The organism is Bacillus sp. BS3(2021), from assembly GCF_021043345.1.
In the GTDB taxonomy this organism is placed as follows: Bacteria; Bacillota; Bacilli; order Bacillales; family Bacillaceae; genus Bacillus; species Bacillus paralicheniformis.
Genome location: NZ_JAJNDM010000012.1, coordinates 43,016 through 67,567, shown reverse-complemented (window position 1 = coordinate 67,567; position 24,552 = coordinate 43,016). Strand labels below are relative to the sequence as shown.

The 24,552-nt window shown below is 45.7% G+C and carries 23 protein-coding genes; 18 read left to right on the top strand and 5 right to left on the bottom strand.

All coding sequences use genetic code 11. The features are described from left to right. The first annotated feature begins 35 nt into the window (after nucleotides 1-35). The 6 genes from LQ247_RS20535 (at nucleotide 36) to LQ247_RS20510 (ending at nucleotide 5,250) form a co-directional block, all read left to right on the top strand. Nucleotides 36-749, top strand: a complete 714-nt coding sequence (locus LQ247_RS20535) for an MBL fold metallo-hydrolase (protein ID WP_231006552.1) — start codon at nucleotides 36-38, stop codon at nucleotides 747-749. Between the two features lie 7 nt (nucleotides 750-756). Continuing rightward, a complete protein-coding gene (locus LQ247_RS20530; RefSeq protein WP_101560975.1) occupies nucleotides 757-1,329 on the top strand; it encodes a TetR/AcrR family transcriptional regulator in 573 nt (190 codons plus the stop codon). 243 nt (nucleotides 1,330-1,572) lie between these two features. Beyond that, the gene (locus tag LQ247_RS20525) at nucleotides 1,573-2,472 is read left to right on the top strand and encodes a DoxX-like family protein (RefSeq protein ID WP_231006551.1); all 900 of its coding nucleotides are present in this window, start codon (nucleotides 1,573-1,575) and stop codon (nucleotides 2,470-2,472) included. Nucleotide 2,473: 1 nt separating this feature from the next. Then, nucleotides 2,474-3,091, top strand: coding sequence for a DUF4166 domain-containing protein (locus LQ247_RS20520; RefSeq protein ID WP_231006550.1), 618 nt, complete (start codon nucleotides 2,474-2,476; stop codon nucleotides 3,089-3,091). Beyond that, nucleotides 3,088-4,734, top strand: coding sequence for a YndJ family protein (locus tag LQ247_RS20515; RefSeq protein ID WP_035338589.1), 1,647 nt, complete (start codon nucleotides 3,088-3,090; stop codon nucleotides 4,732-4,734). Before LQ247_RS20520 ends, LQ247_RS20515 begins: the two co-directional genes overlap by 4 nt. A gap of 30 nt (nucleotides 4,735-4,764) precedes the next feature. Continuing rightward, a complete protein-coding gene (locus tag LQ247_RS20510) occupies nucleotides 4,765-5,250 on the top strand; it encodes a DinB family protein (RefSeq protein WP_020451748.1) in 486 nt (161 codons plus the stop codon). A 69-nt stretch (nucleotides 5,251-5,319) separates the two neighbouring features. On the opposite strand, the gene yqeK is transcribed toward LQ247_RS20510, so the two are convergent. Further along, on the bottom strand, nucleotides 5,320-5,934 hold the full coding sequence (yqeK, locus tag LQ247_RS20505; RefSeq protein WP_023855716.1) for a bis(5'-nucleosyl)-tetraphosphatase (symmetrical) YqeK: 615 nt from the start codon (nucleotides 5,932-5,934) through the stop codon (nucleotides 5,320-5,322). Between the two features lie 149 nt (nucleotides 5,935-6,083). Between yqeK and LQ247_RS20500 the strand changes: the two genes are divergently transcribed. The 3 genes from LQ247_RS20500 to LQ247_RS20490 all read left to right on the top strand — a co-directional run bounded on the left by LQ247_RS20500 (nucleotide 6,084) and on the right by LQ247_RS20490 (nucleotide 7,686). Beyond that, the gene (locus tag LQ247_RS20500; RefSeq protein WP_180806822.1) at nucleotides 6,084-6,569 is read left to right on the top strand and encodes a MarR family transcriptional regulator; all 486 of its coding nucleotides are present in this window, start codon (nucleotides 6,084-6,086) and stop codon (nucleotides 6,567-6,569) included. A gap of 100 nt (nucleotides 6,570-6,669) precedes the next feature. Continuing rightward, complete coding sequence (locus LQ247_RS20495) at nucleotides 6,670-7,269, top strand: TetR/AcrR family transcriptional regulator (RefSeq protein ID WP_231006549.1); 600 nt, start codon at nucleotides 6,670-6,672, stop codon at nucleotides 7,267-7,269. A gap of 6 nt (nucleotides 7,270-7,275) precedes the next feature. Further along, a complete protein-coding gene (locus LQ247_RS20490; RefSeq protein ID WP_020451744.1) occupies nucleotides 7,276-7,686 on the top strand; it encodes a DUF5367 family protein in 411 nt (136 codons plus the stop codon). Between the two features lie 50 nt (nucleotides 7,687-7,736). Here LQ247_RS20490 and LQ247_RS20485 read toward each other — a convergent pair whose 3' ends face one another. Then, nucleotides 7,737-9,065, bottom strand: a complete 1,329-nt coding sequence (locus LQ247_RS20485) for a S8 family peptidase (protein WP_023855720.1) — start codon at nucleotides 9,063-9,065, stop codon at nucleotides 7,737-7,739. 222 nt (nucleotides 9,066-9,287) lie between these two features. On the opposite strand from LQ247_RS20485, the gene csaA reads away from it, so the two are divergent. Then, nucleotides 9,288-9,620 (top strand): chaperone CsaA, encoded by a 333-nt coding sequence (gene csaA, locus LQ247_RS20480; RefSeq protein WP_023855721.1) that lies wholly within the window; start codon nucleotides 9,288-9,290, stop codon nucleotides 9,618-9,620. 44 nt (nucleotides 9,621-9,664) lie between these two features. On the opposite strand, the gene tlpB is transcribed toward csaA, so the two are convergent. Continuing rightward, a complete protein-coding gene (tlpB, locus tag LQ247_RS20475; protein WP_101560969.1) occupies nucleotides 9,665-11,650 on the bottom strand; it encodes a methyl-accepting chemotaxis protein TlpB in 1,986 nt (661 codons plus the stop codon). Nucleotides 11,651-12,114: 464 nt separating this feature from the next. Between tlpB and abc-f the strand changes: the two genes are divergently transcribed. The 7 genes from abc-f to LQ247_RS20445 all read left to right on the top strand — a co-directional run bounded on the left by abc-f (nucleotide 12,115) and on the right by LQ247_RS20445 (nucleotide 20,264). Next, nucleotides 12,115-13,842 carry a ribosomal protection-like ABC-F family protein gene (abc-f, locus tag LQ247_RS20470; RefSeq protein ID WP_144498615.1) on the top strand — a complete coding sequence of 576 codons (1,728 nt, stop codon included), beginning with the start codon at nucleotides 12,115-12,117 and terminating at the stop codon, nucleotides 13,840-13,842. A gap of 146 nt (nucleotides 13,843-13,988) precedes the next feature. Further along, nucleotides 13,989-14,114, top strand: coding sequence for a hypothetical protein (locus LQ247_RS22135; RefSeq protein WP_023855724.1), 126 nt, complete (start codon nucleotides 13,989-13,991; stop codon nucleotides 14,112-14,114). A 1-nt stretch (nucleotide 14,115) separates the two neighbouring features. Next, nucleotides 14,116-15,684: a spore germination protein gene (locus LQ247_RS20465; protein WP_026579586.1), complete on the top strand. Its 1,569-nt coding sequence runs from the start codon at nucleotides 14,116-14,118 to the stop codon at nucleotides 15,682-15,684. A 22-nt stretch (nucleotides 15,685-15,706) separates the two neighbouring features. Continuing rightward, nucleotides 15,707-16,813: a spore germination protein gene (locus tag LQ247_RS20460; protein WP_105978799.1), complete on the top strand. Its 1,107-nt coding sequence runs from the start codon at nucleotides 15,707-15,709 to the stop codon at nucleotides 16,811-16,813. Nucleotides 16,814-16,843: 30 nt separating this feature from the next. Continuing rightward, the gene (locus LQ247_RS20455) at nucleotides 16,844-17,944 is read left to right on the top strand and encodes a spore germination protein (RefSeq protein ID WP_101560967.1); all 1,101 of its coding nucleotides are present in this window, start codon (nucleotides 16,844-16,846) and stop codon (nucleotides 17,942-17,944) included. Further along, nucleotides 17,931-19,127, top strand: a complete 1,197-nt coding sequence (locus LQ247_RS20450; RefSeq protein ID WP_101560966.1) for a Ger(x)C family spore germination protein — start codon at nucleotides 17,931-17,933, stop codon at nucleotides 19,125-19,127. Before LQ247_RS20455 ends, LQ247_RS20450 begins: the two co-directional genes overlap by 14 nt. A 39-nt stretch (nucleotides 19,128-19,166) precedes the next feature. Continuing rightward, nucleotides 19,167-20,264 (top strand): spore germination protein, encoded by a 1,098-nt coding sequence (locus LQ247_RS20445; protein WP_231006548.1) that lies wholly within the window; start codon nucleotides 19,167-19,169, stop codon nucleotides 20,262-20,264. 4 nt (nucleotides 20,265-20,268) lie between these two features. Here LQ247_RS20445 and LQ247_RS20440 read toward each other — a convergent pair whose 3' ends face one another. Next, nucleotides 20,269-21,726 (bottom strand): MDR family MFS transporter, encoded by a 1,458-nt coding sequence (locus LQ247_RS20440; protein WP_231006565.1) that lies wholly within the window; start codon nucleotides 21,724-21,726, stop codon nucleotides 20,269-20,271. 201 nt (nucleotides 21,727-21,927) lie between these two features. On the opposite strand from LQ247_RS20440, the gene LQ247_RS20435 reads away from it, so the two are divergent. Continuing rightward, nucleotides 21,928-22,404 carry a MarR family winged helix-turn-helix transcriptional regulator gene (locus LQ247_RS20435; RefSeq protein WP_231006547.1) on the top strand — a complete coding sequence of 159 codons (477 nt, stop codon included), beginning with the start codon at nucleotides 21,928-21,930 and terminating at the stop codon, nucleotides 22,402-22,404. Between the two features lie 40 nt (nucleotides 22,405-22,444). Here the strand turns inward: LQ247_RS20435 and LQ247_RS20430 are convergent, their stop codons facing one another. Then, nucleotides 22,445-24,484 (bottom strand): molybdopterin-containing oxidoreductase family protein, encoded by a 2,040-nt coding sequence (locus tag LQ247_RS20430; RefSeq protein WP_023855732.1) that lies wholly within the window; start codon nucleotides 24,482-24,484, stop codon nucleotides 22,445-22,447. Between the last annotated feature and the right edge of the window lie 68 nt (nucleotides 24,485-24,552).

Sequence of the window (24,552 nt, the reverse complement as noted above, 5' to 3'; positions counted from 1 at the left end):
ATTAGTTTTTTATTTTGATCGAAGAGGTGAAAGCGATGAGGATTACCCGATTTGAATCGGTCTACCAGCTGACTTTTTTTCCGCGCCTATTTCCTGTCAACTGTTATTTAGCAGATGAAGAAGACGGCCTTACATTAATTGATACAGGGATTCCGATCAGCAAAACAGGGGTTTTAAAGGCTGCGGATCATCTCCGTAAGCCGATTAAACGGATTTTGCTGACCCATGCCCACAGCGACCATGTCGGTTCGCTTGACGCACTGTACTACAGCCTTCCCGGTGTGAAAGTGTCCATATCTGAACGGGATGCGCGTCTGTTAAAAGGTGATACAAAGATGCTGGAAGGGGAGCGCGGAACAATCAAAGGAGGCGTTCCGAAAAACATCAAGACAAATCCTGATATCCTTTTAAAGGAAGGAGACAGGATCGGTTCATTGCTGACTGTTTCATCACCCGGGCATACGCCTGGCAGCATTTCGTTTTTGGATGAAAGAAGCGGACTTCTCATAGTCGGTGACGCGTACCATACGCGAAGCGGCATGACGGTATCAGGACATTTAAAGCTTTCATTTCCTTTTCCGGCTTTGGCCACGTGGGACAAAGAAATCGCTTTAGAAAGCGCGCAAAAGCTGTTAGATTTAAAACCGAAGGCGCTTGCCGCCGGCCACGGCAATCTTGTCCATGATCCGGTTCAAGCGATGACAAAAGCGGTGAACGAAGCACATATCAAATTGAACAGGAAAGGATGAAGAAATCGTGTCTCCACGAATCGGTTTGAATAAAGAAGCAGTATTGGAAGCTGCGGCATTTCTGGCTGATGAGGAAGGCATTCATGAAGTGACGCTTGCTTCTCTTTCCAAAAGGCTGAATGTCAAATCTCCGTCTCTGTACAATCATATAAAAGGATTGAACGACTTACGGAAAGAACTCGCACTTTACGGCTTGACGATACTTTATGAAAACATGGCTTCTGCTGTCCAGGGAGCCGAAGAGGATCAGGCTGTCAGCAGAATGGCTCACGCCTATGTCACTTTTGCCAAAAACAGGCCGGGGCTTTATGAAGCAACTTTTATTGCAATGCCTGATGAAGATGAACGGCTTGACGAAGCAGGAGACAGAATCCTCGCCTTGGTGCTTTCCGTTCTGAGAGACTATCATTTAGACAATGACTCCGCGATCCATGCGGTCAGAGGCTTGAGAAGCATCATGCATGGATTTGCAACACTCAGGCAACAAGATGCGTTCGGTCTTCCTTATGATGTGGAAGAAAGTTTTGATCTGACAATCCGTGCCTTCCTAAAAGGCATCGCTATCTATCAGACCGAATAAACAAGGGAATTTTTCCTTAATTATTTACATTTTTTCGAAAATTTAGTATGATTGTCGTATGGCTCTTCCATTTTTTGAGTCATAGGTATGAGAAGGCTTAACCAGCCATTAATTGCCTTGGCCTAACAGCCGAGGATTTTTTTATGTCGGCAAAGAGAGACTGGATATGCAAAAATTGGTTCACACATGATGTGTTCCATGTTATGCTGTTATTGTGAATATATTCACAAAAGGGCGTGCGCAATGAAAAAAACTCCGATTTACGTAGAAATATCTATCCAGACAGATATGGAGCGGCTATGGCGCTCTACTCAAGATCCTGCCCTCCATCGGCAATGGGACTTGCGATTTACGGACATTACCTATTTAAAGCGCAGACCGGGTGAACCGCAAAGGTTTTTATACGAAACGAGAATCGGCTTCGGTTTAAAAATTTCCGGTACAGGAGTGTCTGTCGGAAACGTATATCAAGACACGGGAGACAGAGTCTCGTCACTCAAGTTCGCTACAAACCACCCGCTTTCTGTCATTCGCGAAGGTCGAGGATATTGGAAATACAGCGAAAGCGAAACCGGGATCACGTTTATGACACAATACGATTATGACACCCGTTACGGGAGGCTGGGCCGGCTTGCAGATAAGGCATTCAGGCCGCTCTTCGGCTGGGCGACGGCCTGGAGCTTTGCTGCGCTGAAGATCTGGCTTGAAAAAGGACACCATCCAAGGCTGCTTTTTCAAAAAACATTGATCTATTGGCTCGTTTGTCTGCTGTTTTCTTTCGTCTGGATTTACCAGGGGCTTGTGCCAAAGCTCATGATGGTTCATCCTGAGGAAATCAGCATGCTTTCGACTTTCACGGGCGGCCGTTTTCATCCCGAAATGCTCCTGAAACTGATCGGCATGGCCGAGGTGATGGTCGGCGTGTTATGGCTTTATCCAGGTCGGAAAAGGAAGTGGTTTCTTTTGCATATCGCCCTGCTTGTGCTGCTTTCGGTATCTGCAGGAATGGCTGATCTCGCATCTTTTGCCCAACCTTTTAACCCGGTCGTGCTTAATGCCGCGCTTATCATCTTGTCCGTTGTCGGCTATGTGAGCGCTTGCGGCATTCCAAACGCGGGTAATACGATCAGAAAGAGGCGTTGATTTGGTTTCGATGTATGAACGGGTGATCGAGGATTTTCATCTTCTTCACCCAAAACTCAAGGAACGGTATCACCTCACCCAAGAAAGCGCGTTCAGAGGAAAAGGAGTGATGACGGAAATATCCGGCGGTTCGTACTGGATCAGGCTGTTGTTTAAAGCGGGAACGGTCTTCCGCTGTTTTTTTCCCGAAAGAGGGAGGAACATTCCGTTCACGATTGAAAATCACATTCGGCTGACGAAAAATGATACACCGGCAGCCGTTTGGAACAGGACTTTCTTTTTTCGTGATAAACAAAGGTATTTTGATGCTGTCATGATCTATGATGAAAGCCGGGGAGAAATCATCGACTATTTCGGACATCCGCCAATCTTAATTTCAAGCCTGCGGTTTAAGGCGGAAGCTGACGGATCACTGTCGATTACTTCTGTCAGACAATGGCTGCCTTTATTCAGTAAAAAGCTGCCCCTTACAAAGTGTTTATACGGTATTTCCAGGGTGAATGAATCGTATGACGAAGAAGAAGGCTGTTTTACGATTGATGTTCATGTGAAAAATCCGCTGTTCGGAACGCTGTTTGCCTACAGAGGAACGTTTAACAGGGAGGAGGAGATGGCATGAAATTCCGCCGCTTTTTTGTAAGCGTTCTTTGCTATGCGGTTTTTTTCGCCGGCAAAGCGCCGGACATCCCGCCAGCAGAGGCGCTGCTTTTATTAGCGATGCTATTTTTTGTTCCGGCCGCACTCGATCTTACTCAGCATGAAAACGGAATGTTTCGGCTGATCAGCGCGTGCTTTCCTTATGCGGCTTGTGCGGCTTCGTTATCCCTGTTGTTCCATTCCCCGCTTTTTTCAGCGATTTGGCTATGCTATACGGGGATGATCGCCTTATACGGCGTCCTTCGTCTCTGGGAAAGAGGAGGAAAGGGCCTTGAAGAGGCATCGATTGACAGCGGTCTGCTTTACCTTCCTTTCGGAGGGGGTTGGCTTTTTGCTTATACGCTGAATCTCCAGGTCATGGATTTCAGCCCGCTGATCGTGCTGCTGACAGCGGTGCATTTTCATTATTCTGCATTTCTCATTCCGATTTTTAATGGAATGCTCGGAAGGAAGCTGAAAAAGAAAGGCCTTTTTTATACAGCGGTGACATGGCTCATCATGCTGTCTCCGCTTTTCATTGCGGTCGGCATATCGTTTTCGAAAACCATTGATGTCTTCGCCGTTGCGCTGTATTTGGCGGCCATATACGGCAGCGGCTTTCTCGTCTCAATCGCGGCCTTCAAAAACAGCGCGGCTCGCCGCTTTGTGATCTTTTCGTCTTTTACATTGATGATTACCATTGCTTTTTCACTTATTTACTCTTACGGTGTTTATCGCGGCCGGCCGACTTTTACAATTCAGGAAATGATTTGGATTCACGGGCTTGTCAACGCTTTTGGCGTCATTATTCCAGCGCTGACCGGCTGGCGTCTTGAATCTCCTGAGCCGGACTGTGAAAGGAGGCAAGGCGAAATGATGAGCAACATTTACGGGTCATGGAGAATCGGAGCCGATTTTTTACAACGGCACCGATTACAAAGCGATTCGTCTTACCAAGGTCTTGCCGATGATATGAGCGCATTTCAGAGAAACGGATTTCAGCTTGAGACGGTTTCTCCTCTCATTCTCGATTTCTATGAGCATACTGCCGATTATTCGTTAACAGCGGAGATCGCCTGGCGTCCATGGTTTAAGCCGCTTGCGCACATGTATCAGCTGATTTCAAAAATGACAGGGCAAATTCATTTGGGGACAAAGACCGGGCGGCAAACGATGGAGGGCGAGATTATCGGTGTTGATTCAGCCAAAGACGGCAGGAAGAATGTGCGCGCCTGGGTCAGAACGAACGAGGAAGGCGAGACTGTGTTCGTGGCGCTTTATTCTGCTCATACCCATGATGACATCACATATATGAATATTGCACTGCCATTGCCGTTTTCCAATATGACAGGCATTTTAAAGCCGAAAGCAGAGGACGGCTGCCTGATTTTGACGAGCAGTGACAAACGATCTGACCGGGGTGATGAAGGCATTTTCCTTTCGACCGGAACAGGTACGTTTAAACTGCCGCTTGCCGAACGCTTTATCATCAAAGAGCAGGGACGAAAGAGGCTCTGCGCTCATCACTGCATGTGGCTGTTCGGCATACGGTTTCTCGACATTCAATATCATATTGAAAAAAAGGATTCTGCCGTCAATAGGGCGAAAATAGCAAAAGAAAGCTAGGCAAAAATCGAATCGAACTGGAGGGTATTTATGCTAAAAAACATTTTGCTTGAACAGTTTAAAGCATGCTTTAACGAAACGACTTGGTTTGTTTGTTTTCAAACGGCTTCCGCTGATCTTACGGAAAGCCAGGCAAGGCAAAAAGGGGAAGGTTCGGAAAATTCGATTTTAGAAATTGCCAACCATTTGATTTTTTACAACGAGCGCTATTTAAAGTGGTTTAAAGGAATTCCCGTTCCGGCTTTTGATTATACGATCGATGATACGTTTGTAAACAAAAGCGGACTGGGCTGGGAAGAAAGCCGGCAGGAACTGAATACGATCTATAACGAATGGATCGATGCGCTTTCGGCATGCGAAGAGAAGATGCTGAAGGAGCCGGCCCAGCATGATCCGCATTCCACCTGGGCGGAGATTTTGTCCCTTCTCATTCTTCATAACGCTTACCATCTGGGACAAATCGTCACGATCCGAAAACAGCAGAAATCGTGGGACCCTTCAAAAGGCGTCAACTAACGGTGTTGTCAGGCAAGATGGCGGCTTAAGGCGGTCACCCACCCTAAGCCGCAGTTCATTTTGCCTGGGTCAAGCTTCGATTATTGCTTTCAGGTGATAATAGGCGTCTTTTAGCCAGGGATGGACAACTTTCAGTTTATCTTTTTGTTTCCACAAATACTGAATATAAACAAACGCCCCGTGCTCCAGAGAAATTTCAAGCGCTTCACAAAGCTCCTTGATATAAGGCGGAGTCCCTGTCTGATCCCATTCTATTTTGTCCGCTGAAAACAGGACAAGGTCGAGCTGGGAGGGATTTTTTTTAAGCGTTGTATGGCATTCTATTGCATCTAAAATATCTTGATCCGCCACCTGAAACAGGTCCCGCGCCATCACTTTCGACAGTTTTTGATGGATAATCATCGGAAATATCCGTTCTTCGGGCAGAATATCAATACCGAGCGCCTCAGCAGCCGCAATTCTTTTTTCATTAGGGATGACACCGCTGATGTCATGCATAATACCGGCTATTCCCGCTTTTTGTGCAGGAACATGAAAACGCTTTGCCAATTCTTCCGCCGCTTTTTTCACTCTTATCGAATGTTCGGCTGTTTTTTCGTGGTTATGGCGTCTCAAAAATTCAAGGGCATCTGAACATACATCACCTGTGCAACGAACTTCCATCTCTATTCCTTCAATATTCATCAGAGATTCTCCTTTTTGAGGTTGTTTCATGATAAACAAAACACATTTGTTATCTGATTTTACCTTATCATAACATTGACAAATCCTAAAACATACCATTAAAATATTTTGTTAACCGGAAAATAAAAAGAAGGGACTGTCCATTGACTATGTCTGAACTGACAAAACAGCTGATCTATGATATGTATGTTAAACTCCTGCACCTGAACGAACAAAAAGCGGATACTGATCTCAAGGCATTTTTAAAGCAGGCGGCAGAATCTGATGTTAAACGGCTCCCGGGGAATATGACGACCATCCATGTCATCAGCTGTATCGGTCATGATGAACCGATTAATAATACAGGCATCGCCAAAAAAATGAATTTGTCAAAAGCAAATATTACAAAAATCAGTTCAAAGCTGCTGCAAGAAGGCCTCATTAAACGGTTTCAATTGACGGACAATAAAAAAGAGATCTACTTCAGGCTGACGCCCAGCGGAAAACAAGTGTATGAACTTCATGAAAAGCTCCATCAGCAAAAAGCGGAACAGTTTCAGAGGTTTCTCGATTCGTTTTCAACAGCAGAACAGGGAGCTATTTTGAAATTTCTTCAAGGTCTGACACTTATGACAGAAACGGATAGGAAACAATAATAATATTATGTTAACTTGAATGAGCGATTGACAAGAAACCCCTTCCAGATTATAGTTGAATTAATGAGTTAGTTATTCAGATAACTAAGAGGTGAAGTGAATGGCGAGGCCGAATGTGACTTCAAAAGAAACGTTGATTGAGGCAGCTAAGCGCCGCATTGCCGGACAGGGTCTGGACAAACTGACGTTAAAGGCGGTTGCTGAAGAAGCAAAGGTGACACAGGGAACGGTTTACTATCATTTCCGGACAAAAGAGCAGCTTGTGTTTGAAGTGGTCCGCGACCTTTGCCACGCGTCGTGGGAACGGTTGAAAGCAAATGATAGACCCGCTGCCGAAAGGATAAAAGACGGATTGTCATCGGCGAAATCAAGAACACGGAAAGATGCGTATTACCATCAGCTTTTTTTAGAATTAGCCGTTTTAGGTTTTCGAAATGAAAAGATAAACGAGCAGCTTGGAGAACTTCTCGAAGAGGAAAATGCGGTGTTGGCAGAACAGCTTTCCGAAGTGTGGAAGCGTTCTCCTGTTGACGGGGTTTCTTTCAGCACGTGGGGCATTCTTTTAAACGCACTAATCGACGGTCTTGCTCTTCAGTCGCTGATGTCTTCGGGATTTTCCTCTGAAAAAGTCTACGGGGAATTAGAGGCGGTGCTGCAGATGCTGACGGAAACCGCCGTAAAACAGCATGGAGGGGAGTAAAGGGAGATGGAGATGTTAACTGAAAAACTCGGTTTGGCTCTTGTTTTTTCGTTCGTTGTCTGGCTTGGCGCCACCGTGTTTTTTATGCTGTTCGGCAGTGCGGTTCTTGCCGAACCCGGCCAAGATTCTTTTATGCTCCGCTTTTTGCTTCTTGAAGCCGGAACTTTTGCCCTACTATATGCCGTGATCCTCGCTTACCGGCGAGTTGACAAATCGAGGTTTGCTGCGGTTAAGTTTGGCATTGTAGGGTCGGCAGTCGGTTTGTTTCTCGACACATTTTCTTTATGGCATCATTCATTGATCTTCCCGGCGCTTTCACAGGGCCAGGTGATTGGATTTGCGGTTTGGATGGTCTTCGCGTATGCCATGTATTTGACGATACCGCTCATACTTGAAAAAAGAAGGTCTGCGGTTTAAATCTTTTATGTAAGATTCGCCCGCTTTATGCTAAAACGGGCGAACGGTCTTTAATCTTGCGGAACCGATTGTTCTGCATTAATGTATCCCGCACCGTAAACATTTGGATCGCGATCTTTCCATAAATCGGTTCCGTCTATTAACAGTTGTTTGATTTCATCAGGTCCTGTCCCTGGGGCTTGCTGAAGAATAAGGGCTGCAATGCCTGCGCAGATCGGCGTGGCCATCGAGGTTCCGGATAATATCATATAATCTGTGCCGACTCTGTTTGCTTTTTGCATCTTATCGAGGAAAGATCCAGGTGAACGAAGCGATGTAATATTTGTACCCGGTCCCAGCAAGTCCGGTTTAACTTGACCGTAGATCGTCGGCCCTCTGCTTGAATAAGAGGCAACATCATCATCCTCCCGGCTGACTGTATCCCGGTCATCCAATGCTCCGACTGTAATAATCTTGCTGCTGACGCCCGGGCTGGCGATCGTTTGCGCATCAGGACCGGAATTTCCGGCTGCCGCACATACAACAATGCCTGCGTCCCATGCTGCATGAACAGCTTTAACGACCGGATCTTCTTCCTCATTCTCGTAGCGTAACGCATCTGCCCCCAATGACATTGAAAGAATGTCGATCGGATCATCAGGGTTTTCCTCATTGAATTGAATGCACCAATCGATCCCTTGAATGACAGTTTCCAGCGTGCCGGATCCCATTTTGTCCAATACTTTTACACCGACAAGTTCCGCTTCAGGAGCAGGCCCCCGGTACTGACCCGATGAGGCAGCTCCGTTTCCGCAAGCATCGCCGGCGCAGTGTGTGCCATGGCCATTGTCATCATACGGTTCTGTCCTTTGGTTGACAAAGTCTTGAAAAGCCCTGATCCTGCCTTCAAGATCTTTGTGAGGGTATATGCCCGTATCAATGACAGCGATTGTGACACCTTTGCCTGTCAGCGTCTGGTTGTTTCTGATCACCTCTTTGGCACGGCTTGATTCAACCGCTACGTCGAGGAGCGCTTTCACTTTGCGATTTAAATAAATTTTGCGAATGTCACCGCATTGAGATAGAAGCGATTGCAAAGAAGAAGGGGTGACTTCCGCGCTGCAGCAGCTAATGTTGGAAAAGCGATGCTTGATTTTGTTTCTTCTCTTGCTGCCGATCATTTCATTGACTAATTGATAGCCTTTATGGTGGCTGTCTTTTTCAAATTCAATAATGACCGGTATTTTTTTGTTCTTCATTAATATTTTTTCGAAAAATCCGTGTAAAAAGCAAGGTGTCCATTTAAAAGGTTTATAGAGTTTCAGCACGCTTTCTCTCAGCGGCCGGTCCAGTTTATGGGCGTTGGACCTTACCATTTGAACCATATAGGAACCGAACATCCTAGTTCCACCTCATCTCTTATAGTTTATTCTTCCTCTTAATCTATGAATGAAAGGGGGGTCCCGTAAAGTTGGCTGTCCTAAAACGGCGGCAAAAGAGGCCTGTTTCCCATTTGCTTCTGAAAGTGGCAACAGAAGTCCAGGGTTTAAACGACCCAAAATACATGATATTCTAGTCATGTCAATATCACCCTCTAGAAAGCGGCCAAAGGAGCTGAATTCATGGCAACAATCGAAGATTTTTTAAAGCTGGATATTCGGATTGGGACAATTTTAAAAGCGGAAGAGTTTCCTGAAGCGAAAGTGCCGGCTATTAAGCTTGAGATCGATTTCGGAGAAGAGATTGGCGTCAAACGTTCGAGCGCTCAAATCACAAAGCGTTATACACCTGAAAAGCTTATAGGCCGGCAGGTGACGGCAGTCGTCAATTTTCCGCCGCGGCGGATTGCCGGGTTTAAATCGGAAGTTCTCGTTCTTGGCGGCGTGCCGGAAAAAGGCGACGTTATTTTGCTGGCGCCTGATCAAGAAGCGCCCAATGGAACGAAGATCAGCTGATACATAAAAGAGAGGCTCCCTCTACCAGAAGGAAGCCTCTTTTTTTATTTCACCTTGAATTTTTTCGTTAAATCTCGCAGATCTTCCGCCATTTGTTCAAGTGTGGCAGAAGACGTACTGATTTCTTCCATTGAAGCCAGCTGTTCTTCCGCTGATGCTGCAATATCTTGTATTCCAGCTGTGTTTTCCCTTGAAACATCGGCGATTTCCTGAACGGCACCGGAGACTTCCTCTGAGCCTTTCGACAATTGTTCGACCGCTGCATTGAGCGTTTGCAGCTTGCCGGCGATCTCATTCGTCATGCCGCTGATTTCGTGAAAGCTCGTTTCTGTTTTCTCGGTAATTTTGAGTCCGGATTGGACTTCATGGTTGACCGATTGAAACATCTTGAGAGAATGTTCGATTTCTTTGACGATTTCCTGAATCAGCGCTTCGATTTCTTTTGCCGATTCCGCTGATTGGGCAGCAAGCTTTCGAACTTCTTCGGCGACGACGGAAAAGCCTCTGCCTGACTCGCCGGCGCGGGCCGCTTCAATCGCGGCGTTCAATGCCAATAGATTCGTTTGATCGGCAATTCCGTTAATGACCCTGAGAATTGATGTGATATCTTTCGATTTGCCTTCGAGACCTTTGACGACGCTCTCAGCTTGTTTGACAGATCGATCGATGGAGTTCATCTGGCCGACCGTTTTCTGAACGAGTTCTCCGCCGGTTTCGGCGATTTCTGTCGATTTGATCGATGATTCAGTAATCGATTCCGACACTTCGGTCATTTCGCTCAGATGATCATTCATTTGGCTGAGCTGCTGCGAGCTGGTTTCGACTTTTTCATTCTGGCTTTCGGCCCCGTTCGAGAACTGTTCGATCGCGGAAGTAATATGTTCTGTCGCTTGGCTCGTCTGTTCCGCGCTTGCTGTCAGCTGCTCTGATGATGAGGCGACATTCTCAACCGATTCCTGAATGGTGCCGATCAGTGTGCGGAGCGATTCCGCCATATCATTGAAACTTGTGCCGAGCTGCCCGAATTCGTCATTTGAACGGACTTTAATTTGCTGTGTCAAGTCGCCGCTGCTGATGTTTTTTGCAGATTGAACGAGCTGATTCAATGGTTTGCTGATCGCGCGGACGATAAAGAAAATGAGAATTCCGCCTAGCACCAAAGCCCCTGAAAAGACGATCAGAGCCATATAAAAGACGGGCTTTGTGGCGTTTGTTATCTCATCGGAAAACATTGTCCCGGCAATTTTCCAGCCTGTCAGTTTGTTTGTTGCAAACGCCATTTGCTTTTCTTTTCCTTCAAAAGTATATTTGAATTCACCTTTTTCTTTGCCGTAAACTTGGTCAACCCAACCGCCTTCACCTTCAGTTCCGGCTTTAATCTTCGGATGGGCGATATATTTTTTAGATGCACTAGAGATAAAAGCAAAGCCGTCTTTTCCGACTTTGACATCATTTGTCGCTTTAATCAGCTCATCGATATTCAAGCTGAGCGCCGCGACGCCTGACCCGTCTTCATTCTGCTTGGCGATGGTAATGACCGTGTTGCCGGTAGCGGCAGAGGTGTATGGATCAGTGACGATGATTTCGCCTTTTTTCTCAACCGCTTCTTGGAACCATGGCCTTTCCGCGGGATTATAGCCGTCAGGCATTTTCGTATAAGGATGCTGCACGTAGACACCGTCTGCAGAGCCTGTGAACACGGCTTCTACATCTTTATTTTGTCTGGCGTATTGTTCAAACTGTTGTCTTAACGAAGTCTGGCCTTTATCCTTGTATGTTTTTTCTTTGATTACTTCACTGAAATATGTAATAGCATCCGCTTTTTTTTCGATATTTTGATCGATCGTTTCGTTTAATTGATCCACGCTGTTTCTTGCGCTTCTCATGATTTCATCTTCAATCGAACTTCCCGCCGTATAATAGGAAACACCTGAAAGGATTAAAACAGGGAGTGTTAAAATCAATAAAAATGAGACCGCTAATCTTTTGGAAAGAGATGGATGCTTGATCCAATTTACTATTTTTTTCATTCGCCAAAACTCCTTTTTATAGGTTACGAGATTAATATCGGACAATTTTCACACTTTTGCATCAAATTTTAAAATTTAGACTTCAAAATAAAATGCTCAACTAAGGCGAAGGCAACAGTTTTCGGGATTGGCTGAAAAAAGGGCTGCATAACTGTTGACAAAGTTTACCTTCATTTATATACTAATCGGTAAATACAGTGAAAGGAATAGGTATAGGGGACATGAAGCAGTAATCTTATTTTCCATCGTTTTTTTTAATATGAAAAAACGGAAACTTGGAGAATAGGATCAGTATGCCCTTTTATACCTTGCATCAATTTCTGAAATCTGCATGTTTTTTGTCGTGCAAAGAAATGGGATCGGTTCATACCGCTTTCACGGTGCATATTTTGGCATGATATCCTCTCCGGGTTTCCGCGAGAGGTTTTTTGTTGTCAGCCAAAATAAAAACAGAGGTGAACGGTATGACGATCTTAATGAAAATAAGAGGTTTGCAAAAAAGCTTTGGAGAGCAAACGATTTTAAAAAACATCGATTTTGACATTTCCAATCAAGAGCGGATTGGGTTGGTCGGATACAATGGAGCGGGGAAAACAACGCTCGCAAATATATTGAGCGGTCATATAAAAGCTGACAAAGGCACTGTTCAAACAGACCGGAGGCTTAAAATCGGCTATCTGCTCCAGTCGATTGAGTACTCCGTTCATGACTTCAACAGCATATTAACAGACGATGAGGGCGGGAAATTATATCAGTTGACCAGCCGTCTTGGCTTATCAAAGGTCCAAAGCTGGAATTCCGAGCGGCTCAGTCATTTGAGCGGGGGAGAAAAACTAAAGCTTGCGCTGGCGCACGTCTGGAAAACGATGCCTGACCTCCTCATCTTAGATGAGCCCACCAATCACTTGGATTTAAAAGGAATCAGCTGGCTCCTTGAAGAACTGCAACAATATCGAGGGGCTGTATTGATTATTTCTCATGACCGTTATTTCTTGGATCAATCCGTTTCCAAAATACTTGAGCTGGAAGATGGGAAGTTGCACACTTATCAAGGAAACTATAGTGCATACCGGCAGGAGAAAAAACGGTTATATGAAGAACGTCTGCACCAATATGAAGTCCAGCAAAAGCAAAAAGAAAGAATCGAGTCACAGATTGCAACGCTCCAAAATTGGTCCCAGAAAGCCCACCGTGACTCAACAAAACAGGGATCACGGTCAGAACGAAGGCAGCTGGGCTTTAAAGAATACCACCGGGTAAAAGCCAAAAAGCTCGATAACCAAGTCAAATCAAAGCTTAGACGCCTTGAACAGGAACTTGAAAAAAACAAAGCGGAAAAGCCGCAAGAGGCAGAATCTGTCAATTTTCAATTTTCATCGGGAGAAAAAAGGGGCAAGCGGATTATCGAAGCGAAAGGCCTGACAAAAGCGTTTGACGGACGCACCTTATTCAAAGACAGCCATTTTTATGTCAAACATGGCGAGAGAATAGGGCTTATCGGAGACAATGGCTGCGGCAAAACGACCCTTGTGAAGATGATGTTGGATGCTGAACCTGCAACAGCCGGAACGCTATGGAAGAGCCGATCTGTAAAGGCCGCATATTTAAGCCAGGATGTCAGTGATTTAAGCGTTGATCAAACAGTGGCTGAAGTACTGAATTTGTCTGACAGAGCCGAAATCGCAAATGCGCGGACCATTTTGGCCAATATGGGAATCAAAGAAAACCGCTTTCATAATGAAATCGGGACATTCAGCCTCGGGGAGCGGACCCGGATTAAACTGGCAGGTATGATTTTAAAGGATTATGATCTGCTGATTCTGGATGAACCGACCAACCACCTTGATTTGCCAAGCAGAGAGCAGCTTGAACAGACATTGCTTGAGTTTCAAGGCACGATCATCATTGTGTCGCATGACCTGTATTTTACAGATCAATTGTGTAACAAACTTCTCGTATTTGAAAATGGGCGCATCACTCGCGTCGAAACCGGATTGAAAGATTATCGGAGCAGAAAGAAACAGCGACATGCAAAACGCGATGAAGAGGAACGGCTTCGCATCGAAAATCGGATGACCGCCGTTCTCGGAGAATTAGCCGGACTCACACCCCAAGACCCGAGATATCATGAATTGGATCAGGAATTTTCAGAGCTGGCCAAACGCAAACGGGCGTTTTTAGAAAAAGAATAAATGGAAAGAACCATTTGTGTTTTTTAACACAGATGGTTCTTTTTTGTTTGACGTGGTTTAAATTACCACCCATTAGAGATGGCACCCAAGGTAATAATAGGATAAAAATGATGGACTTACTACAGCAATAAAAAAGGGTGATCAACATGTGGAAAACGATTGTTTCCTATTTTCCGGACTGGATGGTCCTGATGCAGGCTTTTTTTGTTTTTTTCGTCCCGTTTGCCATATCAAAAGTATTTCTGTGGCTTCGTACGGCAGGGGATGATTGATATGAGATGGTGGAAAGCAAAAACGCGCAGATTGATACAATCGTCCAACAAGCCGGAAAAACCTAAAAATGAAGTGCCGGCTTTGGAATCAACGGGGTATTTGACCGGCGATTTTGATCACGACCTGCAAGCGGTCAAAACAGCCTTGGAGAATAACTCAGACGTTCATTTCCGAGAATTCAACTTAGGGCGCACCGGCATCCGGGCGGCGATTGTTTTTGTTGAAATGCTTGCAGATCAAGACCTGATTGACAAACATATTATGAAATCCCTTATGGATGATTTCTCCAAAGAATATAACATTGAGCTTTCTTCATTAAGCAGCAATATACCGGACTTAATCCAAAAGCAGATTTTATCAATCAGCGGAGTATCAGTGGCAAAGCATGTCAGCGAAGTGGTGCCGGAAGTGTTGATGGGTACGGCAATACTGCTGATCGACGGTTCAGCGGAAGTTTTATTGCTGGGAACCGTTAAAAAAAATACAAGGAACATTGAAGAGCCCGTATCTGAATCCTTGGTCAGAGGGGCGCGCATCGGCTTTACGGAAACGATTGGCACAAATACAGCCCTTTTGAGGCAGCACGGCAAAAATCAAAATTTGTCTATGGTTCAATTTCAAGTTGGGAAGCGAGCTGTCAAAAATCTTGTCGTCGCCTATATTAAAGACGTGGCTGAACCAGGACTGGTGGAAGAAGTCAAAAAAAGAATCGAAAAGATTGATATCGATGATGTGCTCGAATCAGGTTTTGTCGAGCAGCTGATCGAAGACAATTATCTCAGTCCATTTCCGCAGGTGCAAAGCACTGAACGTCTTGACAGGGTGATGAGTGCGTTAATGGAGGGCAGAGTGGCCATCTTATTGGACGGGACGCCTTTTGTTTTAATCGTTCCGGTTACATTCAGTATGCTCCTGCAATCGCCCGAGGATTATTATGAACGCTGGCTCCCGAGTTCACTGATCCGCATCATGCGAATTGGCGCAGCGATGATCTCGCTTCTTGGACCCGCTTTATATATTTCCTTTATTTCGTTTCATCCTGGGCTGATTCCGAGTGAACTTGCGATTTCCATTACCGGAACGAGGGTGGGTGTACCTTTTCCATCGCTGATCGAAGCGCTCATTATGGAAGTGGCGATCGAAATTTTGCGCGAAGCCGGCCTCCGGCTGCCAAAACCAATCGGTCCGGCGATGGGAATCGTCGGCGGTATCATCATCGGGGAGGCTGCCGTGCAGGCAGGCATTGTCAGCCCGATTATGGTCATCGTTGTCGCCGTTACCGCGATTTCTTCATTCGCCATTCCGCAATACAGCGCCGGTATTTCGCTGCGCATGTTGAGATTTGTGGCGATGTTTTGTGCAGCCACGTTCGGTTTGTACGGGGTGATTATGTTTTTCCTCATGCTTGCCAGCCACGCGGTGAAGCTGAAAAGCTTTGGTGTTCCATACGCAAGCCCGGCTGTCCCTTATCGTTTGCAAGATTGGAAAGATTTCATCGTTCGCATGCCGATACAGTTGATGAAAAAGCGGCCGAAGTTGCTAAAAACAGACGATTCGACACGTCAGTAGCAGAGAAAGGAGGGTGACACTTATGATGGTCAGGCACGAAGAGCGCATTACCACTTCGCAAACAGCTGTTATCATCACCAATTTCCTGCTTGGGACAGGGATCCTGACGCTCCCGCGAACGTCTGTTGACGAGGTCGGAACCCCTGATGTTTGGATCACGCTTATATTAGGCGGCTTAGTCGCTCTCTTGGCCGCGGTCATCATGGTAAAGCTCAACCATCAATATCCTGATAAAACCTTTTATGAATACAGTCAGGACATCATCGGCAAATGGATCGGCAGCCTGATCAGCTTGTTTTTCGTATCTTATCTATTGGCCCATTCCGGTTTTCAGGTCCGCTCGATGCTTGAAATCATCCGCTTTTTTTTACTGGAAGGAACCCCCCGCTGGGCCATTGTCATGATTTTTTTATGGGTGGGATTATACTTGATCGTTGGCGGTTTAAGTTCGATCGCCCGATTGTTCCAAATCGTGCTCCCCATTACATTTATTCTTTTTCTGCTGGTCGTGTTTATGGGTATCGGAATTTTTGATGTGGACAACTTGCGTCCTGTACTTGGCAAGGGAGTAGGGCCTGTCTTAAAAGGAATAAAGGTGACCGCATTGTCTTTTTCAGGTATTGAAATCATTTTGATCCTGATGCCCTTCATGTATCAGCCTCGCAAGGCCATTCATACGGTTGTGATCGGGATCGCCATCCCTTTGCTTTTCTATATGATCACCGTCGTTATGGTAATCGGCGCCCTGTCTATAGACGGGGTGGTATCACGAACCTGGCCGACGATTGATTTGATGAGAAGCTTTGAAATACCCGGTCTGATATTTGAACGGTTTGAGTCTTTGCTGCTGGTCATCTGGATCATGCAGCTGTTCTGCACCTTTGTCATTTCTTTTTATGGTGCGGCATTAGGCCTGGCCCAGCTCTTTAAAACAAATATTCGGCCGATGCTGTTTGCTTTACTTCCGGTGATTTATCTCATGGCCATGATCCCGAAAAATATCAACAACGTGTTTGCATTCGGAGACTTTATTGGAAACAGCGGCGTTTATTTAGGCGGCATGACACCGCTCGTCCTGCTGGTGATTTCAAAAATAAAAAGGAGGAAACAAGGAACTGACAGAGGCTGATGAATGAAAAAGGAAAGGGGGGATTTCTCCATGATGGTGAGTCAGCAAGACAAAATTACCGTTTCGCAAACCGTCATCGTCATCACGAATTTTCTGCTAGGAACTGGCATCTTGACACTGCCGCGGACATCTGTGGAAGCGGTTAAGACGCCGGATGTCTGGCTGTCTGTTGCATTTGGAGGATTGATTGCTCTATTGGCAGGTTTCATCATGGTGAAATTAAGCATGGAGTACCCCGAAAAAACGTTATATCAATACAGCCGCGATATTATTGGCAAGTGGCCGGGAGGGCTTTTCAGCCTGCTTTTGATTTGCTATTTTCTCGCAACGTCAAGTTTCCAAGTCCGTTCTGTTACAGAGGTTATGGGATTTTACTTACTGGAAGAAACGCCGCTTTGGGCGATGGCGATGGTTTTTTTATGGAGCGGGATCTATTTAATAATCGGCGGTATCAATCCGATTGCCCGACTTTATGAAATCATTTTTCCGATTACAGTTCTCATTTTTCTTGTCGTCATATTTATGAGCGCCAGCATATTCGATACCGACAATTTGCGTCCGGTTCTCGGGAAAGGGATCGTGCCGGTGATGCAAGGAGTCAAGACATCGTCTTTTGCTTATACAGGCATAGAAGTTCTGCTGATCATCGTTCCTTTTATGAGAAAGCCTGAGCAAGCGTTAAAAGCTACTTTAATAGGTATTTCTTTCCCGATTGTCTTTTATGTGATCACCGTTATTATGGTCATCGGTGCACTGTCGATCGATGGAGTGACATCACGGACCTGGCCGACGATTGATTTAATGAGAAGCTTTGAAATACGAGGGCTGATTTTTGAACGATTTGAGTCCTTGCTGCTGGTCATCTGGATCATGCAAATATTCTCCAATTTTACGATCAGCTATTTTGCTGCTGCTATAGGTCTGTCACAACTCTTGAAGAGAAGAATGGAACCGATATTATTCGGCTTGCTTCCGGTTATTTATCTCATTGCGATGACGCCTAAAAATATCAACCAGCTCTTTCAAATGGGAGATCTGATCGGCAACAGCGCCATCTTTTTAGTCGGGCTGATTCCGCTCATGCTTTTGGTGATATCGAAAGTAAGGAGGAGAAAGTTTGAAAAAAATTAACACCATTCGCTACTTAACGATTGCTTTACTTTTGTTTTTATTAACCGGATGCTGGAGCAGCCACGAAATTGAAGAGCTGGGTCTCACATTTGCGATGGGGATTGATAAAGGCAAAGAAACCGAACTTGAAAAAAAATTTGACGAAATGGGAGGTGATTACCCGAAAAAAGATCGGATCACGATGATCTATCAATACGTGAACGAACAGGCGGCCGGTTCAAAATCGACTGGAGGAAGCACTGATCAAAAATCGTATATTAACGTTTATGAAACGGGAGACTCGCTTCAGCAAATTAACTCTGAAGTAGCATTGAGACAGGACAGGCCTGTATTCAGTCCTCATTTAAAGGTGATTGTCATCGCCGCTGAGCTTCTCCGCACCTATTCGCTGGCAGAACTGCTTGATCAGCCTCTCCGCGATAATGAAATCAGGCCGAGCAGTATGGTGATCGTCACAAGAGGGCGGGCGAGAGACACGCTTGAGCTGAAGGAAACCGGTGAAATGCCGGCGTTTCGACTGCGCAAAATCGTCGAAAATGAATATAAAGCGAAAAAAATTCTTCCTCCTGTGACACTTGCCAAACTGACAGGCAAAATGAGGTCAGGAACGAGCTATCTGCTTCAAAATGTTATTGGTACCGATGGGGAAGTCAAATATGCAGGAGCAGCCGCGATCAACGGAAAAACCAATAAGCTGATCGGTTATTTGGATGAACATGACTTAGAAGGGGTAATGTGGATCACCGGAATGGGAATTGGAGGCACGGTTAAAAGTTATGATCCGGAAGAAAAAAAAGTGACCGCATTTGGTGTCGAAACGATTAAAAGCGACATCAAGCCCATTGTCAAAGGAAACCGTCTTTCTTTTGAAGTGAACGTAAAGTCAGATGGGTATCTTGCGGAAAACTGGAGCACGAATGAAAAAGCTTTTGATAACAAATTTTTAGAAAAAGTCGAAAAAACAACCGCGAAAACCGTAAAAAAAACGATGGAGGACATTACAAAAAAAATGAAAACCGAATACAAAGCAGATCTTGCCGGATTCGGGAACGAGCTGAGGATCAAGCATCCGAGGCTTTGGGAAAAACTAAAGAAAAATTGGGATGAGACCTTTACCGATATACCGATTACATTTCATGTGCAAATCGCGATTAAAGATTACGGAACCGTTGGGGATCAGTAACAGAAGCACTTAATATCACGAAAGGCGGAGAAATACGCAATGATCCGTTCCGAAGATAAAATCACGACTTCTCAAGCCATTGTTGTCTTAGTCAGTTATATTATGGCTGCCGGGATTCTCACCTTGCCAAGAACCGCTGCAGAAGAAGCCGGTACGCCGGATGTATGGATTTCCGTCCTATTAGGCGGAATTATCACAATGGCAGCCGGAGTGGTGATGACAAAATTAAGCCAGGATTATCCCGGGCAAACATTTTTTCAATATGGGGGAAACATTGTCGGAAAGTGGCTCAGTATTGTGATCAGCCTGCTGTTTATTGAGCATTTTGTGATGATTGCGGCTTTTGAAGCAAGAATTATGGCAGAAGTCATCACCTTTTTTTTGCTGCAGCAAACACCGATTTGGGCGATCGTCATGTCGATGATGTGGGTCGGATTTTATTCAATAAAAGACGGTATGGGGTCGCTTGCCCGTTTATTTGAAATCATTTTTCCGATTACAATCCTTTTCTTTTTAACCGTCGTATTTATGAGTTTTGGCATATTCGAACTGGATAACCTGCGGCCAGTCCTCGGGGAAGGCATCATGCCGGCATTAAAGGGGACAAAAGCGACAATGCTTTCATTTATCAGCGCAGAAGTGATGATGTTTCTTTTGGCGTATATGAAAAAGCCGAAAGATGGTGTCAAAGTCGTTGTCATGGGAATCGGCATTGCGATACTCTTTTACTTAACGACGGTCGTATTCGTGATCGGAGGGCTGTCAGTCGACGGGGTAACCGCGTTGACATGGCCGACGCTTGATCTCATCCGCAGTTTTGAAATGCCCGGCTTAATATTTGAACGTTTTGAATCGCTGCTCCTTGTCATCTGGATTATGCAGTTGTTTGCGACTTTTTCCGTCTCATTTTACGCCGCATCGCTGGGGCTGTCGCAAATTTTCAAAAAAAAGAGCAGACCGATTATGTTCGGTCTGCTTCCGGTGATGTATTTTATCGCGATGACGCCCAAAAACCTCGATGGCGTTTTTTCTCTCGGCAACATGATCAGCTACATTGCGGTGGTTTTATTCGGCATTGTGCCGGTTCCGCTTTTATTGATGTCGAAAATGAGGAAAAAGAAACCTTTGCAAAGCTAGATGTTCAGCCCGCTTTGTTCACTTGCTTCTTAGCTCTCGGTTTCACCCTGTCATTCGGCATGAAAAACACGAGCAAAAAGGCGGCCGCTGCGGGGAAAATTGCCCAAGTAAACGTATGAACAATCGAATGTGACAGCGCCTCGGTGATGTGATTTAAAATATCCGGTGGCATTGATGCCCGGGCACTAGACAAAATCTGGTTGGCATCATTCGGTGAGGCGAGATTTGAAGCGCCTGTGCTTTTAAACATATCTTCCATCTGTTCTGAAAATTGGTTTTTTTGAATCATGCCGAACATACTGGCGCCGATCGTCATGCCGAGAGAGCGCATAAAGTTGCTCGTAGAAGTCGCTGAGCCGCGCTGTTCCGGGCCGAAATGATGGATAGCCGCCATGCTTAATACAGAGAAAGAAAAACCGACTCCCAAGCCGACAACAATCATATAAATGGTTAATAATAAACGCGGAGTGTCAATGTTAAGCGTGCTTAATAAAGAAAACCCGCTGACGAGAACCAGTCCGGAGATGAGCATAATGTTCCGGTAGCTCATTTTTGTCGTTAAGAATCCGCCAAGCTGGGCTGATACGACAGAGCCGAGCATCATCGGCAAAAGAACAAGCCCGGAGTTTGTCGCAGAATCTCCGTAAACACCCTGAACAAAGATCGGAATCTGGATGGTAGCTGAAATAAATGTCCCGCCGTAAAATAAAGCGACAAGCGTGCTGCCGGCAAACAGCCGGTTTTTAAACATATGAAACGAAATGATCGGTTCACTGGCCTTACGTTCGATCATGAGGAAGCAAACCAATAAGGCGGCTGCACTTCCGAAAAGAGTAAGGATGACATTCGAATCCCAGGCGTATTTCTCGCCGCCGAGCTCCAACGCAAACATGAGGCAGACGACCGCTCCTACGAGCGTGATCGCCCCTAGCCAATCAATGCGATGCTTTTCATGCTGTTTCGTTTCTTTGTAAAATAGAAGAATGAAAACAAAAGAAACCATACCGAGCGGCAGATTCATATAAAAAATCCAGTGCCAGCTGATGTAGTCAGTGACATAGGCGCCGATGAGCGGTCCGAAAATGCTCGAAAGGCCAAAAACAGCGCCGAAAAGTCCAGTGATCTTACCGCGTTTTTCCAGCGGGAAAATATCAAAAATGATGGTAAAAGCAATCGGAATGAGCGCGCCTCCGCCAATTCCTTGGATCGCGCGGTAAATGCTGAGCTGCTCAATGGTTGTAGCCGTTCCGCACAATGCTGATCCCGCCATGAACACGATGCTGCCAAAAAGAAAAAAACGTTTTCTTCCATACATATCCGACAGCTTGCCGAATATCGGCATGCCGGCCATTTCAGCGACCATAAAGGCAGATACAACCCAGACAAAGCTGTCGAGTCCGCCAAGATCGCCGACAATTGTTCCCATTGCCGTGACAACGATGGTATTGTCCATCGAAGCCATCAAAATAGCAAGCAAAAGCCCTGTTACAACAAATCCTAATTTTTGATTTTGAGTTTGTGACAAATCAATCTATTCTCCTTTAAATAAATTCGTTCTAAAGCAGCGTTTGGCATGGACGCTTCATCCTGTTATGATCATTTATATCAGGAAATAAATATCTTAGCTGCTAAGACATAATGATTTTATAGAAGGGTGTTACCGATGTCAAGAACAAATCATATTGAAGGAGAAGGGCTGCTCAACGAGCTGATACAGCAGTTGAGATTTCACAGCACCGCAACCATTTTTCTGCACGAGGCGATCGGCGAGAAAATCGGACTGAACGCTACGGATCATAAATGCCTTGAGATTATCACGCGGGAAGGGAAAGTAACAGCGGGGGAGCTTGCCGCAAAAAGCGGGCTGACAACGGGAGCGATCACAGGCGTGATCGACCGCCTTGAGAAAACGGGCTATGTCAGACGCATCAGGGATTCGTCCGACAGAAGGCGTCTTTTAGTCGAGCTGATCCCGGAAAACACGGAGAAGATCTCTCATATCTTTCAAGACTTGGCGCAAGAATCTGCCGGATTTTTAAGCCGATATTCAGAGGGGGAACTGCAAACCATTATCAAATTTTTGAAAAACAGCACGGCGTTCGCCGCCGATTATGCCAAAACTTTAAAGAAGACAAAGTGACAAAAGACCGGTTTTGTTTCAACCGGTCTTTTGTACACGTTCATATTTTTTCAATTTGAACTCTTCCGGAAAAGAAAGTTGCTCCACCGCCCATATCAGCTAATCGATCAGGCGTCAGCGCATTGACGAGATAATGCTTCCCATCTGCATCCGCCCATAATCCTTGGCTGACGGCCACACCCGGAAGGACGTGTTCTCCGACCGCAGCGGGCAGGATACATGATCCGCGGTCATTCCAAACCTTCACCAAATCTCCGTTTTCGATGCCTTTTTCTTCGGCATCCTTTCTATTTAAGTGAAGTTTCGGCTCCTTTTCTAGTTTGATATGCTTTTCATTGTTTGAAAAGGTCGAATTTAAAAAATTATGATTCGGTCCGGGTACAAATAAAAACGGATACTTGTCAGTTTCAACAAGCGGGGTATGAGTCGGCAGGCCCGGATAGCCGTGCTGTTCCATCAGTTTTGAGTACAATTCAATTTTTCCGCTGGGCGTTGGCAGTTTATCAGGAAAAATCGTTTTCCGATTGGCTTTGACAAAATGCTTTTCAGTCAGGCTGTCGTAGTCAATGCCGTCGAGCCACGGATTATCAGGGTAGTCAAGCGCCTGTCTGATCATCTCTTCGTCGGAATCTTTCAGCGGTTCATCATCAAAGCCCAGCGCCTCAGCCAAAAGTCTGAATACTTCTGTATTTGACTTGCTCTCACCGTATTTTTCAATAACAGGCTGCTGAATTTGCGCATAATGGTGCCAATATGATGTATAGAAATCCGTATTTTCGAAAGCGGAAGAAGCCGGCAGGACGATATCGGCATACCGTGCCGTTTCCGTCAGGAATAAATCGTGAACAACCGTGAATAAATCTTCGCGCTCAAGCCCTTTCCTGACTTTGTTCGCCTCCGGCGCGACGACGGCCGGATTGCTGCTGTACACAAACAGCGAACGGATCGGAGGCTCGGTTTCTAGGAGAGCTTTGCCGAGCTGATTCATGTTGATGACTCTCGGCGTTCTGCCTTTTAGTAAATCGGGACGCTGCAAAGCTTTTGTATTATAGGCCAAAAATGCCGTGTTGCCTTTGATCGCTCCGCCTCCTTTTTTCGTCCATTGGCCCGTGATCGCGGGCAGGCACGCGATGGTGCGAACAATCATTCCTCCATTGTCATGATGCTGAAGACCGTTGCCGATCCGGATCAGGGAAGGGGAGGTGCGGCCGTACAAGCGGGCGAGCTCGATAATATCATTCCGGGATACGCCGGTGATTGCCTCTACAGTGGCGGGATCGTATTGCAGTACATGGCGACGGAGCTCTTCATGGCCGACTGTAAATTCTTTCAGAAATGGTTCATCAGCCAAATTTTCCTCGAATAAGACATGCATAATGCCAAGCGCAAGCGCGCTGTCCGTGCCGGGACGAATCGGAATAAACCAATCCGCCATCCGCCCTGTCTGATTTTTATGAACGTCGATCACAACGATTTTTGCACCGTTTTTCCGGGCTTTTTGAGCAATAGTGATTTGATGCATGTTGGTTGAGACTGCATTGATTCCCCAAAAGATAAACAGTTTTGTTTCCGTTGTATCTTCAGGGTCTGTGCCGATGCTTCCGCCCATCGTGTATTTATAGCCGACAGAACCGGCAGGAGTGCAAATCGCCCGGTCAAGCTGGCTCGACCCGAGGCGGTGAAAAAAGCGCCTGTCCATTCCTTCAGCCGTCAAATTCCCCATATTGCCGTAAAAGCTGTAGGGCAGAATGCTTTCGGGGCCTTCCTGTTCAATGAGCGACTGCCAGCGGGAGCGAATCGTTTCAATTGCTTCATCCCAGCTGATCGGTTCAAAAATCCCGTCACCTTTTGGACCCGTCCGTTTCAGCGGAGTTTTCAGCCGTTTGGGATCATAAATACGCTCCGTCATATTGCGGACTTTATTGCAAATATTGCCCTGTGTGACCGGATGATCCGGGTCGCCTTGTATTTTAACGATTTTTCCGTCTTTTTTATGAACGAGCAGCCCGCATTGATCCGGGCAGTCGAGCGAACATACGGATTTGAAAATCCCGTCTTTTTGATCAACAAATGACTCCATGGAATCCGTTCCTTTCCGATAAAATGAATATGATTCTAGCATTATATCACAAAATCTCGTCAATTCTG

Bases quoted from the DNA above. Each gene is read 5' to 3' on its own strand.
- LQ247_RS20510 (WP_020451748.1), top strand. From the start codon at position 4,765: ATGCTAAAAAACATTTTGCTTGAACAGTTTAAAGCATGCTTTAACGAA.
- LQ247_RS20535 (WP_231006552.1), top strand. From the start codon at position 36: ATGAGGATTACCCGATTTGAATCGGTCTACCAGCTGACTTTTTTTCCG.
- abc-f (WP_144498615.1), top strand. From the start codon at position 12,115: ATGACGATCTTAATGAAAATAAGAGGTTTGCAAAAAAGCTTTGGAGAG.
- LQ247_RS20485 (WP_023855720.1), bottom strand. From the start codon at position 9,065: ATGTTCGGTTCCTATATGGTTCAAATGGTAAGGTCCAACGCCCATAAA.
- LQ247_RS20515 (WP_035338589.1), top strand. From the start codon at position 3,088: ATGAAATTCCGCCGCTTTTTTGTAAGCGTTCTTTGCTATGCGGTTTTT.
- csaA (WP_023855721.1), top strand. From the start codon at position 9,288: ATGGCAACAATCGAAGATTTTTTAAAGCTGGATATTCGGATTGGGACA.
- tlpB (WP_101560969.1), bottom strand. From the start codon at position 11,650: ATGAAAAAAATAGTAAATTGGATCAAGCATCCATCTCTTTCCAAAAGA.
- LQ247_RS20525 (WP_231006551.1), top strand. From the start codon at position 1,573: ATGAAAAAAACTCCGATTTACGTAGAAATATCTATCCAGACAGATATG.
- LQ247_RS20445 (WP_231006548.1), top strand. From the start codon at position 19,167: ATGATCCGTTCCGAAGATAAAATCACGACTTCTCAAGCCATTGTTGTC.
- LQ247_RS20495 (WP_231006549.1), top strand. From the start codon at position 6,670: ATGGCGAGGCCGAATGTGACTTCAAAAGAAACGTTGATTGAGGCAGCT.
- LQ247_RS20455 (WP_101560967.1), top strand. From the start codon at position 16,844: ATGATGGTGAGTCAGCAAGACAAAATTACCGTTTCGCAAACCGTCATC.
- yqeK (WP_023855716.1), bottom strand. From the start codon at position 5,934: ATGAATATTGAAGGAATAGAGATGGAAGTTCGTTGCACAGGTGATGTA.
- LQ247_RS20430 (WP_023855732.1), bottom strand. From the start codon at position 24,484: ATGGAGTCATTTGTTGATCAAAAAGACGGGATTTTCAAATCCGTATGT.
- LQ247_RS20465 (WP_026579586.1), top strand. From the start codon at position 14,116: ATGAGATGGTGGAAAGCAAAAACGCGCAGATTGATACAATCGTCCAAC.
- LQ247_RS22135 (WP_023855724.1), top strand. From the start codon at position 13,989: ATGTGGAAAACGATTGTTTCCTATTTTCCGGACTGGATGGTCCTGATG.
- LQ247_RS20460 (WP_105978799.1), top strand. From the start codon at position 15,707: ATGATGGTCAGGCACGAAGAGCGCATTACCACTTCGCAAACAGCTGTT.
- LQ247_RS20435 (WP_231006547.1), top strand. From the start codon at position 21,928: ATGTCAAGAACAAATCATATTGAAGGAGAAGGGCTGCTCAACGAGCTG.
- LQ247_RS20490 (WP_020451744.1), top strand. From the start codon at position 7,276: ATGGAGATGTTAACTGAAAAACTCGGTTTGGCTCTTGTTTTTTCGTTC.
- LQ247_RS20440 (WP_231006565.1), bottom strand. From the start codon at position 21,726: ATGGCTTCGATGGACAATACCATCGTTGTCACGGCAATGGGAACAATT.
- LQ247_RS20500 (WP_180806822.1), top strand. From the start codon at position 6,084: ATGTCTGAACTGACAAAACAGCTGATCTATGATATGTATGTTAAACTC.